The organism is Rhizobium sp. NLR22b (assembly GCF_019685295.1).
GTDB lineage: Bacteria > Pseudomonadota > Alphaproteobacteria > Rhizobiales > Rhizobiaceae > Rhizobium.
On the sequence record NZ_JABDWM010000004.1, the window covers coordinates 331,748 to 349,544 of the forward strand.

Genomic DNA, 17,797 nt, shown 5'->3' on the forward strand with positions numbered 1-17,797 from the left:
GCAATATAAAGACGATATCGATCAGGCGGCGTTCGAAATCCAGTTCGAAAGAGCTGTCTTCGGCTTGGCGCCGACCGAAATATCGGCCACTTCGCCGCCCTTGAAGATGGCGAGCGTCGGAATGGAGCGCACGCCGAATTGGGCGGCGAGTTCCGGGTTTTCATCGATATTGAGTTTGGCGACCTTTACCTTGCCTTCCATCTCGACGGAGATTTCCTCGAGGCTCGGAGCGATCATCTTGCACGGACCGCACCATTCAGCCCAGAAATCGACGACGACGGGTTCTGCGGATTCCAGAACTTCCGACTGGAAGTTATTGATATCGACTTTCACGGTAGCCATAGGCTGCTCCTTTGACCGAAGAAGATGTTGAACCACATGTGATGGTGCGGCGCCAAATTTTCAATGTCCGGTATTTCACTTTGTCTTGAGTCCTGCAAGCGCCAAACCGAGCGCCTTTTCGCTCAGCGTATAAAGCGACGCATTCTCGGTATAGACGAGCATGCAGTCGATGCGTTTGCCGGGATAGAGCGGCGCCAGGATCTCACGATAGATCGCGAGCTGAGCCTTATGTGCGAAAGGGATCGCCTCCTCGGTCGAAGGCGGCACCCGATTGGTCTTGTAATCGAGAATGACAACGCGATCGGCAAGCACGGCGAGCCGGTCGATACGGCCCGAGACCGCATAGCGGCTGTCTTCGAGCGTCAATGTTCCCATGATCGAAACTTCCGGCTGGGCCTCTGCCCCGAGAACCGGCTGCAAAGCCTGTTCGTCCATGAGTTTCAGAACCGAATCGACGAGCCGGCGGCGTTCCGCTTCCGGCCAGAACCGCGCCGCCCGTTCGGCATAACGGCATGCGGCATCGGGTCGTTCTCGAAGCGGAATTTCTGGAAGCGCCTGCAGCATGCGATGGATCAGTCTGCCCTTTTCCAGTGAACGATCGCTGCGCTCCTTCTCCCCGAACAGCGGCGAAGCGACAAACAAGCTGCCCTCGTCTTCGTCGATGATCGTCCCGATACCGGACGGGCTGAGGGGGCGGGGCAGCTCAGCCTGTGGTGGCAATGGCCGCAATAGGCCTTCCGGCAACGCCTGCTGACGGTCGCGCGCCTCGTTGCGTTCGATACGCTCGAAGCGCCGCTCCACCCGCGGCACGCGCCATCGGATACCCGGCCATTCCCCGTCAGGGCCGGAGAAGGTGGCCGCCTCCACATGCGGATGGCCTTCGCTGAGCGCAGTGGAGATCATCGTGTGCCAGGTATCGTTATTGACACGAACGCCACGATAGCCGCAGACGACCAGCCGGTCGGCAGCCCGCGTCATGGCGACATAAAGCAGCCGGCGATACTCCTCTTCCGCCAGCATCTGGATCCGCGTTGCATCGTTTTGCGTCAGCGAATTGGCGAGGTCCGAGACGGGAACCCAGGCCGGCAGCGGCGGCTCGTCGGGGTCGGTTTCGATCAGGCGAAGTTTCGGCAGATGCGTATGCGTGAAGGGCTTGGAGCCGCCGTCGACGAGGAAGACGATTGGTGCTTCAAGACCCTTGGAGGCATGCACGGTCATGATCCTGACCTCGTTGCGCCCCTTGTCCTGCTCACGCTTCACCTCCGGCGCTTCAAGCTCCAGCATTGAGATGAAGGATTGCAGCCCGGGTAGGCCGGAGTTCTCGTGGTCGAGGGTGAAGGTCAGGAATTCGTCGAGAATATCGCTGACCTCGGTGCCGAGACGGGCAAGGAATTGCCGCCGCCCGCCATGGCTGCCCAGCACCCGCGCATAGAAATCATGGACCGACAGATGTCGCGACTGCCGCAGAAACAGCTCCAGCCTTTCGACGGCGGCACGGAAACGTTCGGTGCCGTCGGCCGCAAACCTCTTGAGATGGCTCCAGACGCTCTCGTTGTCGCCCCGCAGGCCGGCGATTGCAAAGATATCGTCCTCGGAAAGATCGAAAAGCGGGCTCTTCAGCACCGCAGCGAGCGAAAGGTCGTCCTCCGGCAGAAGCAGGAAACGGCCGAGCGCCAGCAGATCCTGGACGGCGATATGGCTGGTCAGCGTCAGTCGGTCGGCGCCGGCCACGGGAATGTCGCCGCGGCGCTTCAAGGCGCGGGTCAAGGCATTGACGAAGGCGTCGCGCTTGCGCACCAGAACGAGGATGTCGCCGGCTTCGATGAGCCGCTCCCTGCCTTTGTCGACGATCGTTTCACGGCCGACGAGGGTGCCGATCGCATGGGCGATCCGCCGCGCGAGGATTGCGGCCGGCGCACTTTCCGGCGTCGCATCGAAGGGCGCCGTCCAATCCTCTTCCTTCACCACCGCCTCAGGCGCGACCATCTCCCAGAGGTCGACGGCGCCAGGATGTCCGATCCGGCTGGATCGATGCACGACCGGTTCGCCGACCGCGCTCAGACCCCGCGCATTATCCGATATCCTGAAGATCTGGTCGACGGCCTCGAGTACGTCGGCGGTCGAGCGAAAGGAGAGCGGCAGCCGTACGGAGGAAAAGCTCTGCCCGCTGTCGGAGACCCGCCGCCGCGTCCGGTCGCTCTCTTCGGAAAAACGCTCGGGCCGCGCCCCCTGAAAGGAGTAGATCGACTGCTTCTCGTCGCCGACGGCAAAGAGCGTGCGTACGACTGGCCGGGCGCTCTCGCCGGAAAAGAAATCCTCGGCGAGCGACTGGATGACGCTCCATTGGATCGGGCTGGTATCCTGTGCCTCGTCGACGAGGATATGATCGATACCCCGGTCGAGCTTGTAATGGATCCAGGGACCGACGCCACTCTTTGTCAGCAGGTCGGCGGTGCGGGTGATCAGGTCTTCGAAATCCAGTTGGCTGCGTTGCTTCTTCAACTCCTCGTAATCATGGTTCAGCCGACCGGCGAGCACCAGCGCGGCCTGCGTGGCGCCGAACATTCGCATCGTTTTCAACCGATCACGGCTTGCCGCGACATGCGCGCGGGCGACGGCGATGGCGCGCGCCAGTTGCGGTGCTTCCGCAAGCATGGCCTTGACCAGGAACTGCGTCTCCGATTTCGGCTCGCCCTTCGCCGTCAGGAAGATTTTCTCCAGCATTTCGGCGCGCCTGGCGTCATCGCGCTCCCGGCCGGCGAGCCTGAGGCCATAAGCAACTTCCTGCGCCTTGGCGCCGCCTTTCTGGTCGGCAAGCGACAGATAAAGCTCCAGCATGCCGCCCGAAGGCTCCGGCAACGGCCAATATTGCGCCGCGATCCGGCTTTCCGTATCGCCGGCGGCAAGGCCGAGCCTGTTGCGCAGCACTGCCTCCACGCCGCCGCGTCGCTCGGCAGCCGCGGTGAAGCGGCGAATGGCGTTGCGGTTGGCGATGATGTCGGCGAGCAGGTTCTCCAGCCCGGATTCGTCGCCGAGATTGAGCACATAGGCGAAAGCCTTGGCAAGGGCGCTGCCTTCTTCCGGCGCGGTCGCCGCCAGCAGCGCCCGGCGTGCATCGGAAAGCAGCGCCGCCGCCGCGCGATCGTCGAGGACCGAAAAATGCCCGGCAACATTGGCCTCCAGCGGGAATTGGTGCAGCAGCGCTTCGCAAAAGGCATGGATCGTCTGGATCTTCAACCCGCCCGGCGTTTCCAGCGCCTTGGCAAATAGCCGGCGCGCCTCGGCGAGCTTCAGCGCATCGGGCGCCGTCCCCTCGATCTGCATGATCCGCCGGCCGAGCTCTTCGTCGTCGAGCACCACCCAGTCCGCCAGCCGTTCGAAGACGCGATTCGACATTTCAGAGGCCGCGGCCTTGGTATAGGTCAGGCAGAGAATGGCGGAAGGCCGCGCGCCGGCAAGCAGCAGACGAATGACGCGCTGGGTCAGGACATGCGTCTTGCCGGAACCGGCATTGGCCGAAACCCATGCCGAGCGCTCGGGGTCGGAGGCGATCGCCTGTTGAATCGTGGTCCAGCCGATCCAGGCGCCGGGATCGTCGTCATTCGGAAGAGCGTCACTCATCGCCGCCGCCTTCCTCAGTCTCAGCCGTGGACCATTCGGAGACGCGGGCGAGATGATCGTAGTCGCCGCCGAAATCAAACTGCTGCGCCGGGATGAGCCGCGAGGTAAAGCCCTTTTCGCCGGACTGCAGCAAACTGACGAACTTGATCAGCTGGTCGATCGATTCTCCGGCAAGGTCCATCGCCGATTTCGCCTTGTCGCTGCGGGCCGCGTTTTCGTTGTTCACCGTATCGACCTGGAAGCGACGTCCCGGTCGCAGGCGAACATAGAGCAGATCCTGCGGCACAAGACTGCCGGCATCGCGGAAGGCGCCGGCGCTCAAAGCCGCCGCTTCCAGGGCGAGCTGCGGATCGAGAAGCGCGCGTGCCTGTGTCGGTGAGGGATTGTAGCCGGTCTTGTAGTCGATGATATCGGCCGCCCCCGGTCCTGTAATATCGATCCGGTCCGCAACGCCGTTCAGCCGGATATTGATCGCCTCCAGCTCCACGCCGCCGCGTACTTCCGTCAGCGTCCTGCGGATGCCGGGACGTCGTCCGGCCTCCCATTCGAGGAAGGCACGGGCCACTTCGCGAAAGCGCGGCCGCCAGACGGCATCGATATGCGGTGGCAGCTTCTCCATGTCGAAAAGCTCGTTAAGGATGCGCTCCATCGCCGCTGCCGCCGCCGGCGTGCCGGCCACATGGGCCTCGCGGACGAACCGGTCGATGATCGTGTGATAGAGCGTTCCGCGTTCGGCCGCTCCCGGGTCGCGGTTGAACGCGTCCACCGGATCGAGCCGCAGGATGCGGCGGGCATAGATCGCATAGGGATCGCGGCGCAGCCGTCCGACCTCGCTGAAGGAATAGGACTTCGGCTGCAGCGCCAGCGGCGGTGTCGGCGAGGGCCGCTGCGCCGGTGCCTGGGCGTCTCCCCGATCGATCAGACCAGCCCATTGCAGGTACCGGTTACCGCGCTCCCTCAATGCCGCTTGAAAGGTCCCTCCGCCGAGCGCCAGCAGCCGCTGCAGCCAGCGTGAGGCGACGGTCGGCGTCGAACCTTGGCGCAGCGCTCTCGAATAGATCAGGTGGCGGGTGCCGTTCGCCATCTCGAAATCATGCGCTAGCTGCCCGATGCGCCGCTCCGGCGGTTCGAGCCCGATCTCCGTCTTCATCATACGTGGAATGAAGGGATTGTTCGCGCTCTGCCCTGGCCAGGAGCCTTCGTTCAACCCGCCGAGAATGAGCGTGTCGACGCTCTGCAGGCGGGCTTCGAGCGTGCCGAAGATGAAGAGGCGGGGATGGCTGAGCGCCCGCGGCTTCACCGCATGGCCGGCGGCAAGTGCTGCCATGATGTCGATCCATTGCGGTCCGTCGGCCTCCATCTGGCCGTCCGTGTCGATGACTTCGCTGAGGAGTGAGGCGAGGGCGTCCCCTGCCTCGTGTGCCCAGAGATCGGCAAGATTGCCGTGCGGATCTGCCGCGACCGCTTCGAGCGAACGGCCGGTCCGCTCCGCCCATTCCGACAGCGTGAAACTTGCTGTCTTGCCGCGCTCCTCCGGCCGGTGCCGGACCAGCGCGGAAGCAAGAGGCTCGGTTGCGCGGGTGACCCGGCGCGCAAGTTCGGATGCGGTCTCGACGGCCTCGGCTGGCAGCGTCTTGCGCCATTGCGGCGCGTGTCGGTCGAGGACCTGTTCGCCGAGCTGCTGGCTCAGGAGCAATTCAAGTGCGTTGATATCCACCTCCGCCACCCCGCCGCGCAGCGCCAGCAGTTCGAGCGCTTCGGTCGCGGAAATCAAGGCGTCGCGTTCGAGGCCGAAGCGGGCCAGCGGATGTTTGAGCAGCGAAACGATCGCCACCGGATCACCCGGCCGCAGCGCCGCCTCCAGCAGCAGCTGTAGCAGCGTGCCCTGCGGGGTCGCCGAAAGCGGTGTGCCGGCCGAATCGTCGGCGAGGATCCCGAAGCGGGAGAGCTCGGCCATCACCCGACGGGCGAGATTGCGGTCTGGCGTAATCAGCGCAGCCCGGCTTTCGCCGTCCTGTCCCTGCCTTTCCAGTGCAAGCCTGAGCGCGATGGCAATCGCGGTTGCTTCCTCGCGCTCATTGGCGGCTTCGATCAGCGAAACATCGCCGAAGGCCGAAGTCAGCGCTCCCTCGGGTAGCGAGCTCTTCCAGGCCCCCCAGTCGCTGGTCGCCTCTGCCGGGGCGAGCGCGCGCGACAGGATTTCGGCGCGCCGGTTAAGATCGGCCTCTGGTCTCCCCAGGAGGCTGACGTCGGCTCGTGTCAGCCTCAGCCTTTTCAGCAGCAAGGACAGGCCATATTGCGGATGGCTCCGGCTGGCCGGATTGCCATGCTGGCCTGGCGCCGGTTCCGGCGCCACCATTTGCCAATGCCTGTCGGGCATGGACAGATCGAGGCCGGGAAGGACGATCACGCCTTCGGGCAGATTGGCAACGGCGGCGATGAGATCGGCCGTGGCAGGAACCGAACCCGTTGAACCGGCGATGATAATCGGCCCGGCCGGCTTCGCCGCCGAAATCCTGGCTGCTTCGGCCCGCAGAATTGCGTTCCTGTGCCGCGCCGGCGAGGACTTGCCGAGCTCGGAAAGCCGCTCCGGCCAAAAGGCGCTGGCGATCTGGAGGAACTCCGCCGTCAGCTGCCACCAGGCGGCGTAGTCGCCGGTGTCGAGTTTCGACAGTTCCGACCAGTCAAGATCCTCGGTTTCGATGGAATCGATCAGCTCCGCGAGGTTGCGGGCGAGCCAGATCGCATCTGCCGGGCTGGCCGGCGCAACGAGCGGCGAGTCGGAATGGATATGGCGGACGATCTCCGGCAGCTTGTTTCGCCAGGCAAGGATCAGCCGCGCCAGTTCCAGGAGCCGGGCGGTATTCGACAGCGGCTGGGCGAGATCGATCGTCGCCGGCAGCGCCTCTTCGAAATATCCGCTGTCGTCATCGGTTTCGCCGAGAGGACGGATCACCGGCAGGATCGCCGAGCGGCCGCCGAGCAGGTCGACGAATTCTGAGCGCAGCACGCGCACGGCGCGCCGGGTCGGCAGGTAGATCGTCACCCTGGCGAGCGACAGCGGATCATCGGACTCATGCCGAAAGAGCGGCGTCAGGCGTCCGTCGCAAAGCGTCGTCGCCAGCGTTTTCAGGAAGGGCAGGCCCGCCGGGATCGTCAGGATGCGTGGCTGGTGCCGGTCCGCCATGAGCTCACGCGAACGCCCGCAGTCGGCGGATTGTTTCCTCCGCTTCGCCGATCGCCTCTGGCGTTCCCACAGTCAGCCAATGGCCGTCGAGCACGATGCCGAACAGACGTCGGCGCGCGATCGCCTTGTCGAAATAGATATTGAGGTTGAAGGCATCCTTCGGCGCATCATCAAACAGCGTCGGGTTCATGGCGATCGCCCCGGCATAGACGACGGGATTGGACGGATCGTCGCGATACCGCGTCAGCCGGCCATCTGCAGCGAGGCTGAAATCATTCTTGCCGTTGTGACCGGTTGTATCTTCGATCCTGACGCAAAGCAGCGCCATGTCCATTTGCTCTGCATCGAAGAATCCAGCTAAGCGCTGCAGGTTCGTCGGCCGTCCCGGCTGTTCTCCGATCCAGAAGAGATCGGCATTCATGACGAAGATGTCGTCGCGTTCAAGCAGCGTCAGGCCCTTCGCCAGTCCTCCGCCGGAATTCATCAGTCCGTCCCGCTCGTCCGATATGATGATGTCGAGGCCGCGATATTTGCCGAGATGGTCGAGCATCTGCTCGGCATGATGATGAACGTTGACGACGGCCCGCTCGACGCCGGCCGAAACCAGCGCGTCCAGCGAATAGTCGATCATCGGCTTGCCGTCGATCTTCACCAGCGGCTTCGGAATCGTATCGGTGATCGGGCGCATGCGGGTCCCGAGACCCGCGGCCAGAACCATGGCTTGTCTGATGGTCATCTTGATCCGGAACTTATGATTCGCTCTGGCCTATTCCAGCCCTTGTGCACCAATCGCGCAAGGGGGCAAGCGCCTCGTGCTCGAGCGCGACATTCAGATAGGCAAGTGTGCGCGGCATATGTTTGAGATAGCCGGGCTTGCCGTCCCGCTGCAGCAGCCGCACCCAGAGACCGGCAAGCTTGCAATTGCGCTGCGCCGACATGATCGCCCATGCTTTCAGGAATCCGGCTTCGTCGAAGCCGCCCTGTGTGCGGCGAAGCGCCAGATAATCGTCCATCAGCTGCCGGAAAAGCTGCGGTTCGATCGTGACGCGCGCGTCCTGGACGAGCGAGGCAAGATCATAGGCTGTGGGCCCGATCATGGCGTCCTGGAAGTCGATGAGTCCGATCTTTTTGATGCCCGGCTCCTGCGGCCGCCAGATGATGTTCGGCGAGTGGAAATCGCGCAGCAGCAGGTTCTTTTCGGCCGTGGCAAGTTCATCGATCAGGGCGTCCCAGATCGCCAGATATTCCTTGCGTTCGGTATCCGAGGGGGCGGTGCCGCGCTTCCAGGCTATGTGCCAGTCGAGCACAAGCTGCACTTCCATCTTCATCGCCGTGCGATCGAAGTCCGGTATGTGATGCGTGTGCGTGGCGGAAACCGGTATGTCTGGCGGAAATTGCATGGAATGAAGATGGGCAAGACAGGCGACGCTTTGCCGGTAACGCTCGATGATCGGCCGCCCCTCGTCATCGAGCACGCCTTCGGTGCCGAGATCCTCGATCAAGAGGATCCCCTGCTGATAATCGACCTTATAGATCTCCGGCGCCGCAAAACCCCGTTCGCGCAGCGCATCGGCAATCGCAACGAAGGGATAGGCGTTCTGTGCCAGATGCGCGACTTTGGGATAAGGTTTGCCGTCATGGACCGGCGGTCCCTCGGGATGCGGCCGCCAGTCCATCAGGATGATGCGGCGCTCGGCGTTCTCGCGATAGATCGCCTCGTAAGCGCGAAGCGAGGCATCACCGGTCAGGAAGCGGCGTTTGGCATTGGAATAGCCGGCGTCTTCGAGGAAATTGCGGATCGCCAGGACGCGCCGGATGCGCAAAGCCTGTGCGCCGGCGGCGCTAATCGTCGCCCGGCGGCCGTTGCCTTCATGCGTCAGCGTCAACGTGATGCATTCGCCAGGCAACTCGCTCGCGGCCATCTCCGGCCATTCGACGAGACAGATGCCGTTCTGCAGGGCCTCGTCGAAGCCGAGCTCCGTCAATTCGCCGGGGTCACCGAGCCGATAGAGATCGAAGTGCGAAACCGGGATACGCAGATCGTAGGATTGCACCAGTGTGAAGGTGGGGCTCGGAACTTCGAGCCCATCGTCATCGGCAATGGCACGCAGGATCGCACGGGCAAGCGAGGATTTGCCGGCGCCGAGATCGCCCGACAGGGCAAGGCAATCTCCGGCCTTCAGGCCAAGCGCCAGGTCTTCGCCGAGGCGAACCGTGGCCGCTTCGTCTTTCAGGAACAGCGAGATCGTATCATCGGTCGTCATTCGGCGGCGGCGGAATGCGGTATGTTGACCGATGGGATACGGCAGACGACCGTCGTGCCTTTGCCCGGCTCGCTGTCGATCGTCACGTCGCCATGATGAAGGCTGACAAAGCTGTCGACGATCGAGAGACCGAGGCCGGCGCCGCCGCGTTTGCCGCTTTTAGCCCCCGTCGCGAACCGGTCGAACACGGTCGCGATCATGTCGGGCGAAATGCCGGGGCCGCGATCGCGGACGGAGAAGACGAAATCCGTGCCTTCGCGATGGCATTCCAGCGAGATCGACGTGCCCTCGGGCGAGAAATTCGCCGCATTGGCAAGAAGCTTCAGAAGGATCTGCTTCAGCCGCTGCGGATCGGCGACGATCGAGCCGAGATAGGCGGAGGCGGTGATTTCAAGCGCGACGCCGCTTTCGTGCAGCCGGTCGGCGATCTGCATCGAGACGTCGTCGAGCAGGTCGTTGAGATCAATCTCGGCATAGTTGAGCCGCATGATGCCGGCATCGACCGTCGCAAGGTCGAGGATATCGTTGACGAGCGTCAGCAGAACCGAGGACGAGGTCGAAATGTGGTCGACATATTCGGCCTGCCGTTCATTCAGCGGCCCGACGCCCTGCGTGCGCAGCAGATCGGTAAAGCCGATGATATTGGTCAGCGGTGAGCGAAGTTCATAGGAAACATGCTGAACGAAGTCGTTTTTCAATTCGTCGGCTTTGCGCAACGCCTCGTTCTTCTCGGTCAAAGCCCGCTCGGCCCGCACGCTGTCGGTCATGTTGACGAAGGTCAGCATGGTCTGCGCGTTCGGCAGCGGGATGACGGCGTAATCGAGCACGAGGCCGGAGAAGAGTTCCAGCGTCCCCTGGCTCGAGCGGCGTTCGTCATCGAAGCTGGTGATCAGTTCCGCGAAGGTCTTCCAGCCGTCCGGCCGGTCGTAGGACGGCGCGCAGGCCTCGCCCAGCGCGCGGATATGAGTGCCGGGCTTGGCTTCGGTTTCCGTAATGCCCCAGAGCGCCCGGAAGGCCGGATTCGACAGGCGGATACGTCCATCCGGTCCGAATACCGCCACCCCTTCGGAAAGGTGATCGATCGTCTCGCCCTGTACCTTGACCAATGTGTTGTAGCGCGTTTCGAGATCGACCTGCTCGGTCAGATTTTCGAATACCCAGGTGGCGCCGCCCTGCGGATGGGCGGTGGCGAAGACGCGCAGCGTCTGGCCGTTGGGCAGGTGCCAGAGATCCGATTGCGTGTCGAGCGCGCGATAGACGGAAAGGGCCGCTTCCTTCCAGCTTTTCCAGTTGAGCTGGTCCGGCAGCTTCTTGGCCGCGCGCAGCCGCTCGAGCAGCTCGCTATTATCAGGCCGGCTTTCGAGGAAGGCGATATCGAGCTCCCAGAGCGCGACGAAGGCCTGGTTGTAGAATTGCAGCCGGCGCTCGCCGTCGAAGATGGCGACGGGTGTGGCGAGATGGTCAAGTGTTTCGGCGTGGCTCTTCAGCGTCCGTTCCAGCTCGGCGCGCACGGCCTCTATATCAGACACGTCAATCGCAATCCCGGCCGAGCCACCCGGGACCTTGACGTCGACGACGTCGAAGAATGTCCGATTGCCGCGCACAACGGTCGAGATCGTGTCGTGGAAAGGCGATTCCGGCGTCGTAACCGCGCGAATGCGTTCGCGCGCCACGGTCGTCAGCATCTCGCGGCCTTCGTTGATCGCCTGCTGCGGCGAGCGTGCCTCGACCGCGTCGCCATAAGCTTGGTTGACCCAGGTGAGGCGGCCCGCCGGGTCGCGCTGCCAGGCCGGCATGTCGATCGCGTCGAGCATGGTCTGGAAGGCCGAGATCGAGGTCATCAGCCGGTCGCGCTCGATCCTGAGTTCGGCAAGCTCGGCGCGCAGATTGTTGAGCGCCACGAAGCGGACGAAGGCGCGTCCGCCGGAAACCCGGCCCTGCGCCTCGAGGATTTCATCGCGGATGGTTTCGACCACCATATCGAAGCTCTGCGCGCCGTCGCGCAGCCGGTCGATCGCCTTTTCCAGATCGGCGGCCGAATGCGATTTCAGCCAGAGGCCGAAGGCCAGGAATTCGCCGTCCTGCGGCGCGCCGGTCTCGGGCGGAAGCTGGCCGAGAAGCTCGGGGCGCGTATTGCCGTCCCAGATGACGATCCGCCGGTTCTTGTCGGCGATCAGCGCCTGATATTGCGAAATGCGCTGCTGGGCATCGGAAAGCGCCGAGCGGATTTCGCGGCTCTCGTTTTCCAGATTGCCGCGCTGGCGTACGAGCCAGAGCGTTGAAAGCAGGGCCGCCGAGATGACGCCGATGACGACGGAAACGCCGACGACCTGCGAGGAGGTGAAGAGGTGAGCCGAGGCGGCCACCTGCCGCTCGGTCTGTGCCAGAACCGGCCGCGCCAGCGCGGCAAGCGCCGTGCCGGCCGCGCACGTTTTCAGGAGGCGCGCCAATGATCCATGCTCTTGCTTTGCGGCCTCGTGTGCCGTTGCAGATTTATATTCTCGGCCCGCCGAGAGCGGGCGGCGACCGGCGCGAGCGCCGTCATCCGCCTGACCGGGCAGGCTGTTTTTCACTTCCGACATCCGCGGTATGTCTCCGTCCTTCAATGTGCCGCATTACGACAAGACATCCCATTTTCGGAGCGGTCGGACGGGGTCCGGCGTCCCGAATCAAGTCTTAAAACAATACTTCGGAAGGGAATCGGCGGGAAGAGAGCGGCCAAAAAATAAGCCGCGGCATTTGTCAATGCCGCGGCTTCTACATCTTGTGGATATTGATGGTGCCATCAATATCTGTAGTGGTCGGACTTGAACGGACCCTGAGGCTTCACGCCGATATAGGCGGCCTGCTCTTCGCTGAGCTGGGTCAGCTTCACGCCGAGCTTGTCGAGGTGAAGGCGTGCGACCTTCTCATCGAGATGCTTCGGCAGGATGTACACCTTGTTCTCGTACTGGCCGGGCTTTGTGAAGAGCTCGATTTGCGCCAGCGTCTGGTTGGTGAAGGAAGCCGACATCACGAAGGATGGATGGCCGGTCGCATTGCCGAGGTTGAGCAGACGGCCTTCGGAGAGAAGGATGATGCGGTTGCCCTTGGGGAACTCAATTAGGTCGACCTGCGGCTTGACGTTGGTCCACTTGAGGTTACGCAGCGCGGCGACTTCGATTTCGTTGTCGAAATGGCCGATATTGCCGACGATCGCCATGTCCTTCATCTGCCGCATGTGGTCGATGCGGATGACGTCCTTGTTGCCTGTCGTGGTGATGAAGATATCGGCCGACGAAACGACGTCTTCGAGCAGCACGACTTCATAACCGTCCATGGCGGCCTGCAGAGCGCAGATCGGATCGGCTTCCGTAACCTTGACGCGGGCGCCGGCGCCGGAGAGCGACGCAGCGGAACCCTTGCCGACGTCACCGTAACCGCAGACGACGGCAACCTTGCCGGCCATCATCACGTCGGTGCCGCGGCGGATGCCGTCGACCAGCGATTCCTTGCAGCCGTATTTGTTGTCGAACTTCGACTTGGTGACGGAGTCGTTGACGTTGATCGCCGGGAAGGGCAGCAGGCCCTTCTGGCTGAGCTGGTAGAGGCGGTTGACGCCGGTCGTGGTTTCCTCGGTGACGCCCTTGATGGCATCGCGCTGCTTGGTGAACCAGCCCGGGGAAGCGGCAAGGCGCTTTTTGATCTGGGCGAAGAGGATTTCCTCTTCTTCGGAATGCGGGTTGGAGAGCACGTCCTCGCCGGCTTCGGCGCGGGCGCCGAGCAGGATGTACATGGTGGCGTCGCCGCCGTCATCGAGGATCATGTTGGAAAGGCCGCCATCGGCCCACTGGAAGATCTTGTCGGTATAGACCCAATAGTCTTCGAGCGACTCGCCCTTGATGGCGAAAACCGGAACGCCAGCGGCGGCGATCGCGGCTGCGGCATGGTCCTGCGTCGAGAAGATGTTGCACGAGGCCCAGCGGACTTCGGCGCCGAGCGCAACCAGGGTTTCGATCAGCACGGCCGTCTGGATGGTCATGTGCAGCGAACCGGTGATGCGTGCGCCCTTCAGCGGCTTTGCGTCGCCGAACTCGGCGCGGCACGACATCAGCCCCGGCATTTCGGTTTCGGCGATCGTAATTTCCTTGCGGCCGAAATCCGCAAGCCCGATATCGGCGACGACATAATCTTTTTCAGTGCTCATAGAGGTCTCCAGGCTGAAAAACGTCTCAAAAATTGGCGCAGGCGCAAGCAAGCGCACGGCATATCAGCCGTTTAGCAGGCTTCGCCTGGGATGGCAATAAGGATATAAAGAAGTCTTTATATGTTTATATGAACTCGGCCGAGCTCACATTTCTTCGCCGAACTTGTTCTGGATCAGCTGATCCAGGGCCTCCAGGGCTTCCTGAGCCTGGCTGCCGCTTGCCGAGACGACGACGCTGGACCCGGGGCTTGCGGCAAGCATCATGAGGCCCATGATTGAGGTGCCGCCGACCGTCATTCCATCTTTGGAAACGGTGATGGCCGCATCGAAATTCTCGACCATCTGCACGAATTTGGCGGAAGCGCGAGCGTGAAGGCCGCGCTTGTTGATGATAAGGAGTTCCCGGGAAAGCGATGTCATGAAGCGCCGTTATTTTCCGCTGAGCACGCGGCTCGCGACATTGATATATTTCCGCCCGGCTTCGGAAGCCTCCACCAGCGCCTTCTCCATGTTGTTCTCGCCGCGGACGCCGGCGAGCTTGATCAGCATCGGCAAGTTCATGCCGGCAATGACTTCGGTGTGGCCGCTACTCATGACCGAGATGGCGAGGTTAGATGGTGTGCCACCGAACATGTCGGTCAAGATGACGACGCCATGACCGTCATCGGCGCCGGATACGGCTTGCAGAATGTCCTGCCGTCTCTGGTCCATATCGTCTTCGGGGCCAATACAGACCGTCTCGATAAATTTCTGAGGACCGACGACGTGCTCGACAGCATGACGAAACTCTTCAGCCAGCTTGCCATGAGTGACAAGCACAAGTCCGATCATGATATTACTGCTCCCATATACGCAAACGGTGGCTGAGATATCGCAATGCAGCAATTTCGTCCACCGGTGGCGGCACATCTTGGCTATGAAAAGCCGAAGTGCAAGATAAAAATGCAAACATATAAGGCGGATTGATCAATCCGGAAGCCTTTCAGCATCCGATGTCAGGCGCTTTCGCCATCAGGATCGCCAGCGGTGAGGCAACATTTGTGAGCAACCGCAATGCGGGAAGCGAAAAACCAGGGGCAAGACTGACGATTTCGCCCTCCGCAGGGACGCGGTTTTCACCGGAAGCGCTGCCCGGAAGCACGGCATAGTGCATGGTTGCCGGGGACACGTGATCCTGCCGGACGATGCCGGTGCCGCGAAGTTCGATGAGCCCGGCGATCGACGGCGGGCAGGTGGCAATCACCGACCCGGCTTTTTCCGATAGGAGGACCTGGTCGTCGGCGACCAGCGCCGTAAAAAGACCCAGCCGGCGGGCTTCGGTCATGCAGGTGAATGCCAGCATCGACTTTCCCCAGCCGGAGGGCCCGCTGAACAGCAGCCCCGTCCTGCCCACGACAATCGCCGTCGCATGGATGGTGGGAGCCGGCTCGCTCATGCGGCGGCATCGAGCGGAAGGGCGAGGATGAAGCGCGCGCCGAGCACGCGCCCGTTCTCGCCATCGGTGATGTTCTCCGCCCTCAGCGAACCGCCGTGGGCTTCGGCGATCTGGCGGCTGATCGAAAGGCCGAGGCCGGAATTCTGGCCGAAACCTTCCGATTCCGGACGGTCCGTGTAGAAACGCTCGAAGATGCGGTCGATATTTTCCGCCTGAATGCCGGGGCCGTTGTCTTCGATGGTGGTGACGCAGCGTGACCGTGTGCGTACCAGCCGCACGGTGATCTTGCCGCCCTTCTCGGGCACGAAGGAGCGGGCATTCTCGATCAGATTGGTGACGATCTGGCCGATGCGCAGATCGTGGCCGTTGACGACGAAACGGGTTTTGATGTTCGGCTTGCGTTCCACCGTATACTCGATCTCCACCTGCTTCTTGCTTCCCCTGATCTGGCGGGACACGTCGATCAGGTCGCGCAGCAGCACCTCCATGTCGACAGAGCCGGCATCGACGCGTGCGAGTTCGGCATCGAGCCGCGAGGCGTCTGATATATCGCTGATCAGGCGGTCGAGGCGGCGGACATCGTGCTGGATGACATCAAGCAGCCGTTTCTTGGAATCCTCCGACCTGGCGAGCGGCAGTGTTTCAACGGCGCTGCGCAGTGAGGTCAGCGGGTTCTTGAGCTCGTGGCTGACATCGGCGGCAAAGCTCTCGATCGCGTCGATGCGGTCATAGAGCGCCGTCGTCATCTCGCGTAAGGCGATGGAGAGGTTGCCGATTTCGTCCTGGCGGGCGGAAAAGTCCGGAATTTGCTCACGTGTCTTGGCGCCGCGGCGAACGCGGATGGCGGCGGCCGAAAGACGGCGCAGCGGATTGGCGATCGTCGACGAGAGCACCAGCGACAGCAGTACGTTGACGAGCGTCGCCACACCGAAAACCCGCATGATCGCCAGCCGTTCGGCATGAACGATGTTGTCGATGTCGCCGGCTTGCGTCGACAACAGCAGCACGCCGAGCACGGCACGGAAGCGCTGGATCGGAACGGCGACGGAAACGATGAGCTCGCCTTTCTCGGTGGTGCGCACGACTGCGCCGCGCACGCCGGTCAGCGCGTTCATCACCTCGGGATAGATCGAGCCGTCGCCGCCCGGTGCTTCCTTGTAGAGCGGCAGATTGCCCGGCTGCAGCGCCTTGTTGAACAACGTCGCAAACCAATCGCTCCAGGTCTGCTTCTCTTCTTCGACCGGCGGCAGGTCGAAGCGCAGCACCTGGCCGCGCGAATAGAGGTGGCGCGAATCGAGCAGCAGATTGGCGTCGGCATCGAAGATGCGCGCGCGTGTGCGTGTTGGCGAGATCAGTCGGCGCAGGACCGGCGCGACCTTTTCCGGATCAATCGGAAATTCCAGATCCTCGTCGTTCGGCACCGGGGTGATGCTCTGGCCTGCCTGCAGTTCGAGCAGCTTTTGCGGATCGATGGTGATCGAGTTCGTATCGACTGACGCGGAGGCCGAAACGGCGCCGGCAATGATTTCACCCTGCGTCAACAGGCTTTCGGCGCGGGCGTCGATCAAGCCTTCGCGAAACTGGTTGAGATAGAGAATGCCGCCGACGAGCACCACAAGCGCGACGAGGTTGAAGAACAGGATGCGCCGCGTCAGGCTCGAAAACACCGCATTGCCGAAGATGCGGCGGATCAGCGTGAAGGGATGCGACCAACGGCGGCCTCGGACGCGACGGGTGCTCACGCCCTCCGCATCGTCCAAATCCCTTTCCTGCACCAACTGTGCCAATGACAGGCCCTTTCGAAAGGTTGGGCCGGATAAACCGGCCGGCAACCTTCAACATTTCCAGCTGTGCCGCTCGGGCTCAGGCTGCTTCGCGGAAGCGGTATCCCACTCCGTAGAGTGTTTCAATCATATCAAAGTCGGTATCGACCATCTTGAATTTCTTGCGCAGCCGCTTGATGTGGCTGTCGATGGTCCGGTCGTCGACATAGACCTGTTCATCATAGGCTGCATCCATCAGCGCGTCGCGGCTTTTCACGACGCCGGGGCGCTGCGCCAGCGAATGCAGAATCAGGAACTCGGTCACCGTCAGCGTCACGGCCTCACCCTTCCAGGTGCAGGTATGGCGCTCCTGGTCCATGACGAGCTGCCCGCGCTCCAGCGAGCGGGCCTGCTGCACCGCGCCGGCCTTCGGCGCACCGCTGGGGCTCGTGCCGCCGGCGGCTGCGGCTTCGCGGCTCGAGGCCCGACGCAGGACGGCGCGGACGCGTTCCACCAGCAGGCGCTGCGAGAAAGGCTTGGTGATGAAATCGTCCGCCCCCATCTTCAGGCCGAACAGTTCGTCGATCTCCTCATCCTTGGAAGTGAGGAAAATGACCGGAATATCCGATTTCTGCCGCAGGCGGCGCAACAGTTCCATGCCGTCCATGCGCGGCATCTTGATATCGAAGATCGCCAGCTGTGGCGGTCGCGCCAGAAGGCCGTCGAGCGCCGAGGCACCGTCCGTATAAGTCTCGACCTTATATCCTTCGGCCTCCAGTGCGATCGACACCGAGGTGAGGATGTTGCGGTCGTCGTCAACGAGCGCGATTGTCGCCATAGCATTGGTCTCCGTCATCAGTGCGCAATCTCCCGGATTTTGGTCGTCCCCAGGCGGTCTCAATGACCGGATGCGCTTATGGAGGATAAAGGTGGAACAAATTGTGGCAAAGATAAAGGGGAAGATTGTTGTAAAATTCCCCGGCATCGCAAAGTTGTAGG

The 17,797-nt window shown here is 62.5% G+C and carries 12 protein-coding genes; all 12 read right to left on the bottom strand.

All coding sequences use genetic code 11. From position 1 onward, the window contains the following. Nucleotides 1-21: 21 nt before the first annotated feature. Complete coding sequence (gene trxA / locus HJC00_RS09585) at nt 22-342, bottom strand: thioredoxin (protein ID WP_004672616.1); 321 nt, start codon at nt 340-342, stop codon at nt 22-24. Between the two features lie 75 nt (nt 343-417). Further along, entirely contained in the window at nt 418-3,963 is a 3,546-nt protein-coding gene (addA, locus tag HJC00_RS09590) for a double-strand break repair helicase AddA (protein ID WP_221163899.1), read from the bottom strand. After that, the gene (addB, locus tag HJC00_RS09595; RefSeq protein WP_221163900.1) at nt 3,956-7,150 is read right to left on the bottom strand and encodes a double-strand break repair protein AddB; all 3,195 of its coding nucleotides are present in this window, start codon (nt 7,148-7,150) and stop codon (nt 3,956-3,958) included. Before addB ends, addA begins: the two co-directional genes overlap by 8 nt. A gap of 4 nt (nt 7,151-7,154) precedes the next feature. Beyond that, entirely contained in the window at nt 7,155-7,886 is a 732-nt protein-coding gene (locus HJC00_RS09600) for a nucleotidyltransferase family protein (RefSeq protein WP_210632817.1), read from the bottom strand. Between the two features lie 13 nt (nt 7,887-7,899). Continuing rightward, nucleotides 7,900-9,414, bottom strand: a complete 1,515-nt coding sequence (tsaE, locus tag HJC00_RS09605) for a tRNA (adenosine(37)-N6)-threonylcarbamoyltransferase complex ATPase subunit type 1 TsaE (RefSeq protein ID WP_210632818.1) — start codon at nt 9,412-9,414, stop codon at nt 7,900-7,902. Then, nucleotides 9,411-11,996 (bottom strand): PAS domain-containing sensor histidine kinase, encoded by a 2,586-nt coding sequence (locus HJC00_RS09610; RefSeq protein ID WP_210632819.1) that lies wholly within the window; start codon nt 11,994-11,996, stop codon nt 9,411-9,413. Before HJC00_RS09610 ends, tsaE begins: the two co-directional genes overlap by 4 nt. A 203-nt stretch (nt 11,997-12,199) precedes the next feature. Further along, nucleotides 12,200-13,600 (bottom strand): adenosylhomocysteinase, encoded by a 1,401-nt coding sequence (gene ahcY, locus HJC00_RS09615; RefSeq protein WP_088391285.1) that lies wholly within the window; start codon nt 13,598-13,600, stop codon nt 12,200-12,202. A 144-nt stretch (nt 13,601-13,744) separates the two neighbouring features. Continuing rightward, a complete protein-coding gene (locus HJC00_RS09620; protein ID WP_011423436.1) occupies nt 13,745-14,020 on the bottom strand; it encodes an HPr family phosphocarrier protein in 276 nt (91 codons plus the stop codon). A 9-nt stretch (nt 14,021-14,029) separates the two neighbouring features. Beyond that, the gene (locus tag HJC00_RS09625; protein WP_011423437.1) at nt 14,030-14,431 is read right to left on the bottom strand and encodes a PTS sugar transporter subunit IIA; all 402 of its coding nucleotides are present in this window, start codon (nt 14,429-14,431) and stop codon (nt 14,030-14,032) included. A gap of 151 nt (nt 14,432-14,582) precedes the next feature. After that, the gene (locus HJC00_RS09630) at nt 14,583-15,035 is read right to left on the bottom strand and encodes an HPr kinase/phosphorylase (protein ID WP_210632820.1); all 453 of its coding nucleotides are present in this window, start codon (nt 15,033-15,035) and stop codon (nt 14,583-14,585) included. Next, a complete protein-coding gene (locus tag HJC00_RS09635) occupies nt 15,032-16,822 on the bottom strand; it encodes a sensor histidine kinase (RefSeq protein WP_210632821.1) in 1,791 nt (596 codons plus the stop codon). The genes HJC00_RS09630 and HJC00_RS09635 overlap by 4 nt, the downstream gene beginning before the upstream one ends. A gap of 76 nt (nt 16,823-16,898) precedes the next feature. Beyond that, nucleotides 16,899-17,636, bottom strand: a complete 738-nt coding sequence (locus HJC00_RS09640; protein WP_210633055.1) for a response regulator transcription factor — start codon at nt 17,634-17,636, stop codon at nt 16,899-16,901. Nucleotides 17,637-17,797: the final 161 nt, after the last annotated feature.

What these genes read in the sequence shown, in the direction of transcription:
- HJC00_RS09600 (WP_210632817.1), bottom strand. Translation starts at nt 7,886, where the DNA reads ATGACCATCAGACAAGCCATGGTTCTGGCCGCGGGTCTCGGGACCCGC.
- HJC00_RS09610 (WP_210632819.1), bottom strand. Translation starts at nt 11,996, where the DNA reads ATGTCGGAAGTGAAAAACAGCCTGCCCGGTCAGGCGGATGACGGCGCT.
- HJC00_RS09630 (WP_210632820.1), bottom strand. Translation starts at nt 15,035, where the DNA reads ATGAGCGAGCCGGCTCCCACCATCCATGCGACGGCGATTGTCGTGGGC.
- addB (WP_221163900.1), bottom strand. Translation starts at nt 7,150, where the DNA reads ATGGCGGACCGGCACCAGCCACGCATCCTGACGATCCCGGCGGGCCTG.
- HJC00_RS09620 (WP_011423436.1), bottom strand. Translation starts at nt 14,020, where the DNA reads ATGACATCGCTTTCCCGGGAACTCCTTATCATCAACAAGCGCGGCCTT.
- HJC00_RS09625 (WP_011423437.1), bottom strand. Translation starts at nt 14,431, where the DNA reads ATGATCGGACTTGTGCTTGTCACTCATGGCAAGCTGGCTGAAGAGTTT.
- HJC00_RS09640 (WP_210633055.1), bottom strand. Translation starts at nt 17,636, where the DNA reads ATGGCGACAATCGCGCTCGTTGACGACGACCGCAACATCCTCACCTCG.
- ahcY (WP_088391285.1), bottom strand. Translation starts at nt 13,600, where the DNA reads ATGAGCACTGAAAAAGATTATGTCGTCGCCGATATCGGGCTTGCGGAT.
- addA (WP_221163899.1), bottom strand. Translation starts at nt 3,963, where the DNA reads ATGAGTGACGCTCTTCCGAATGACGACGATCCCGGCGCCTGGATCGGC.
- trxA (WP_004672616.1), bottom strand. Translation starts at nt 342, where the DNA reads ATGGCTACCGTGAAAGTCGATATCAATAACTTCCAGTCGGAAGTTCTG.
- tsaE (WP_210632818.1), bottom strand. Translation starts at nt 9,414, where the DNA reads ATGACGACCGATGATACGATCTCGCTGTTCCTGAAAGACGAAGCGGCC.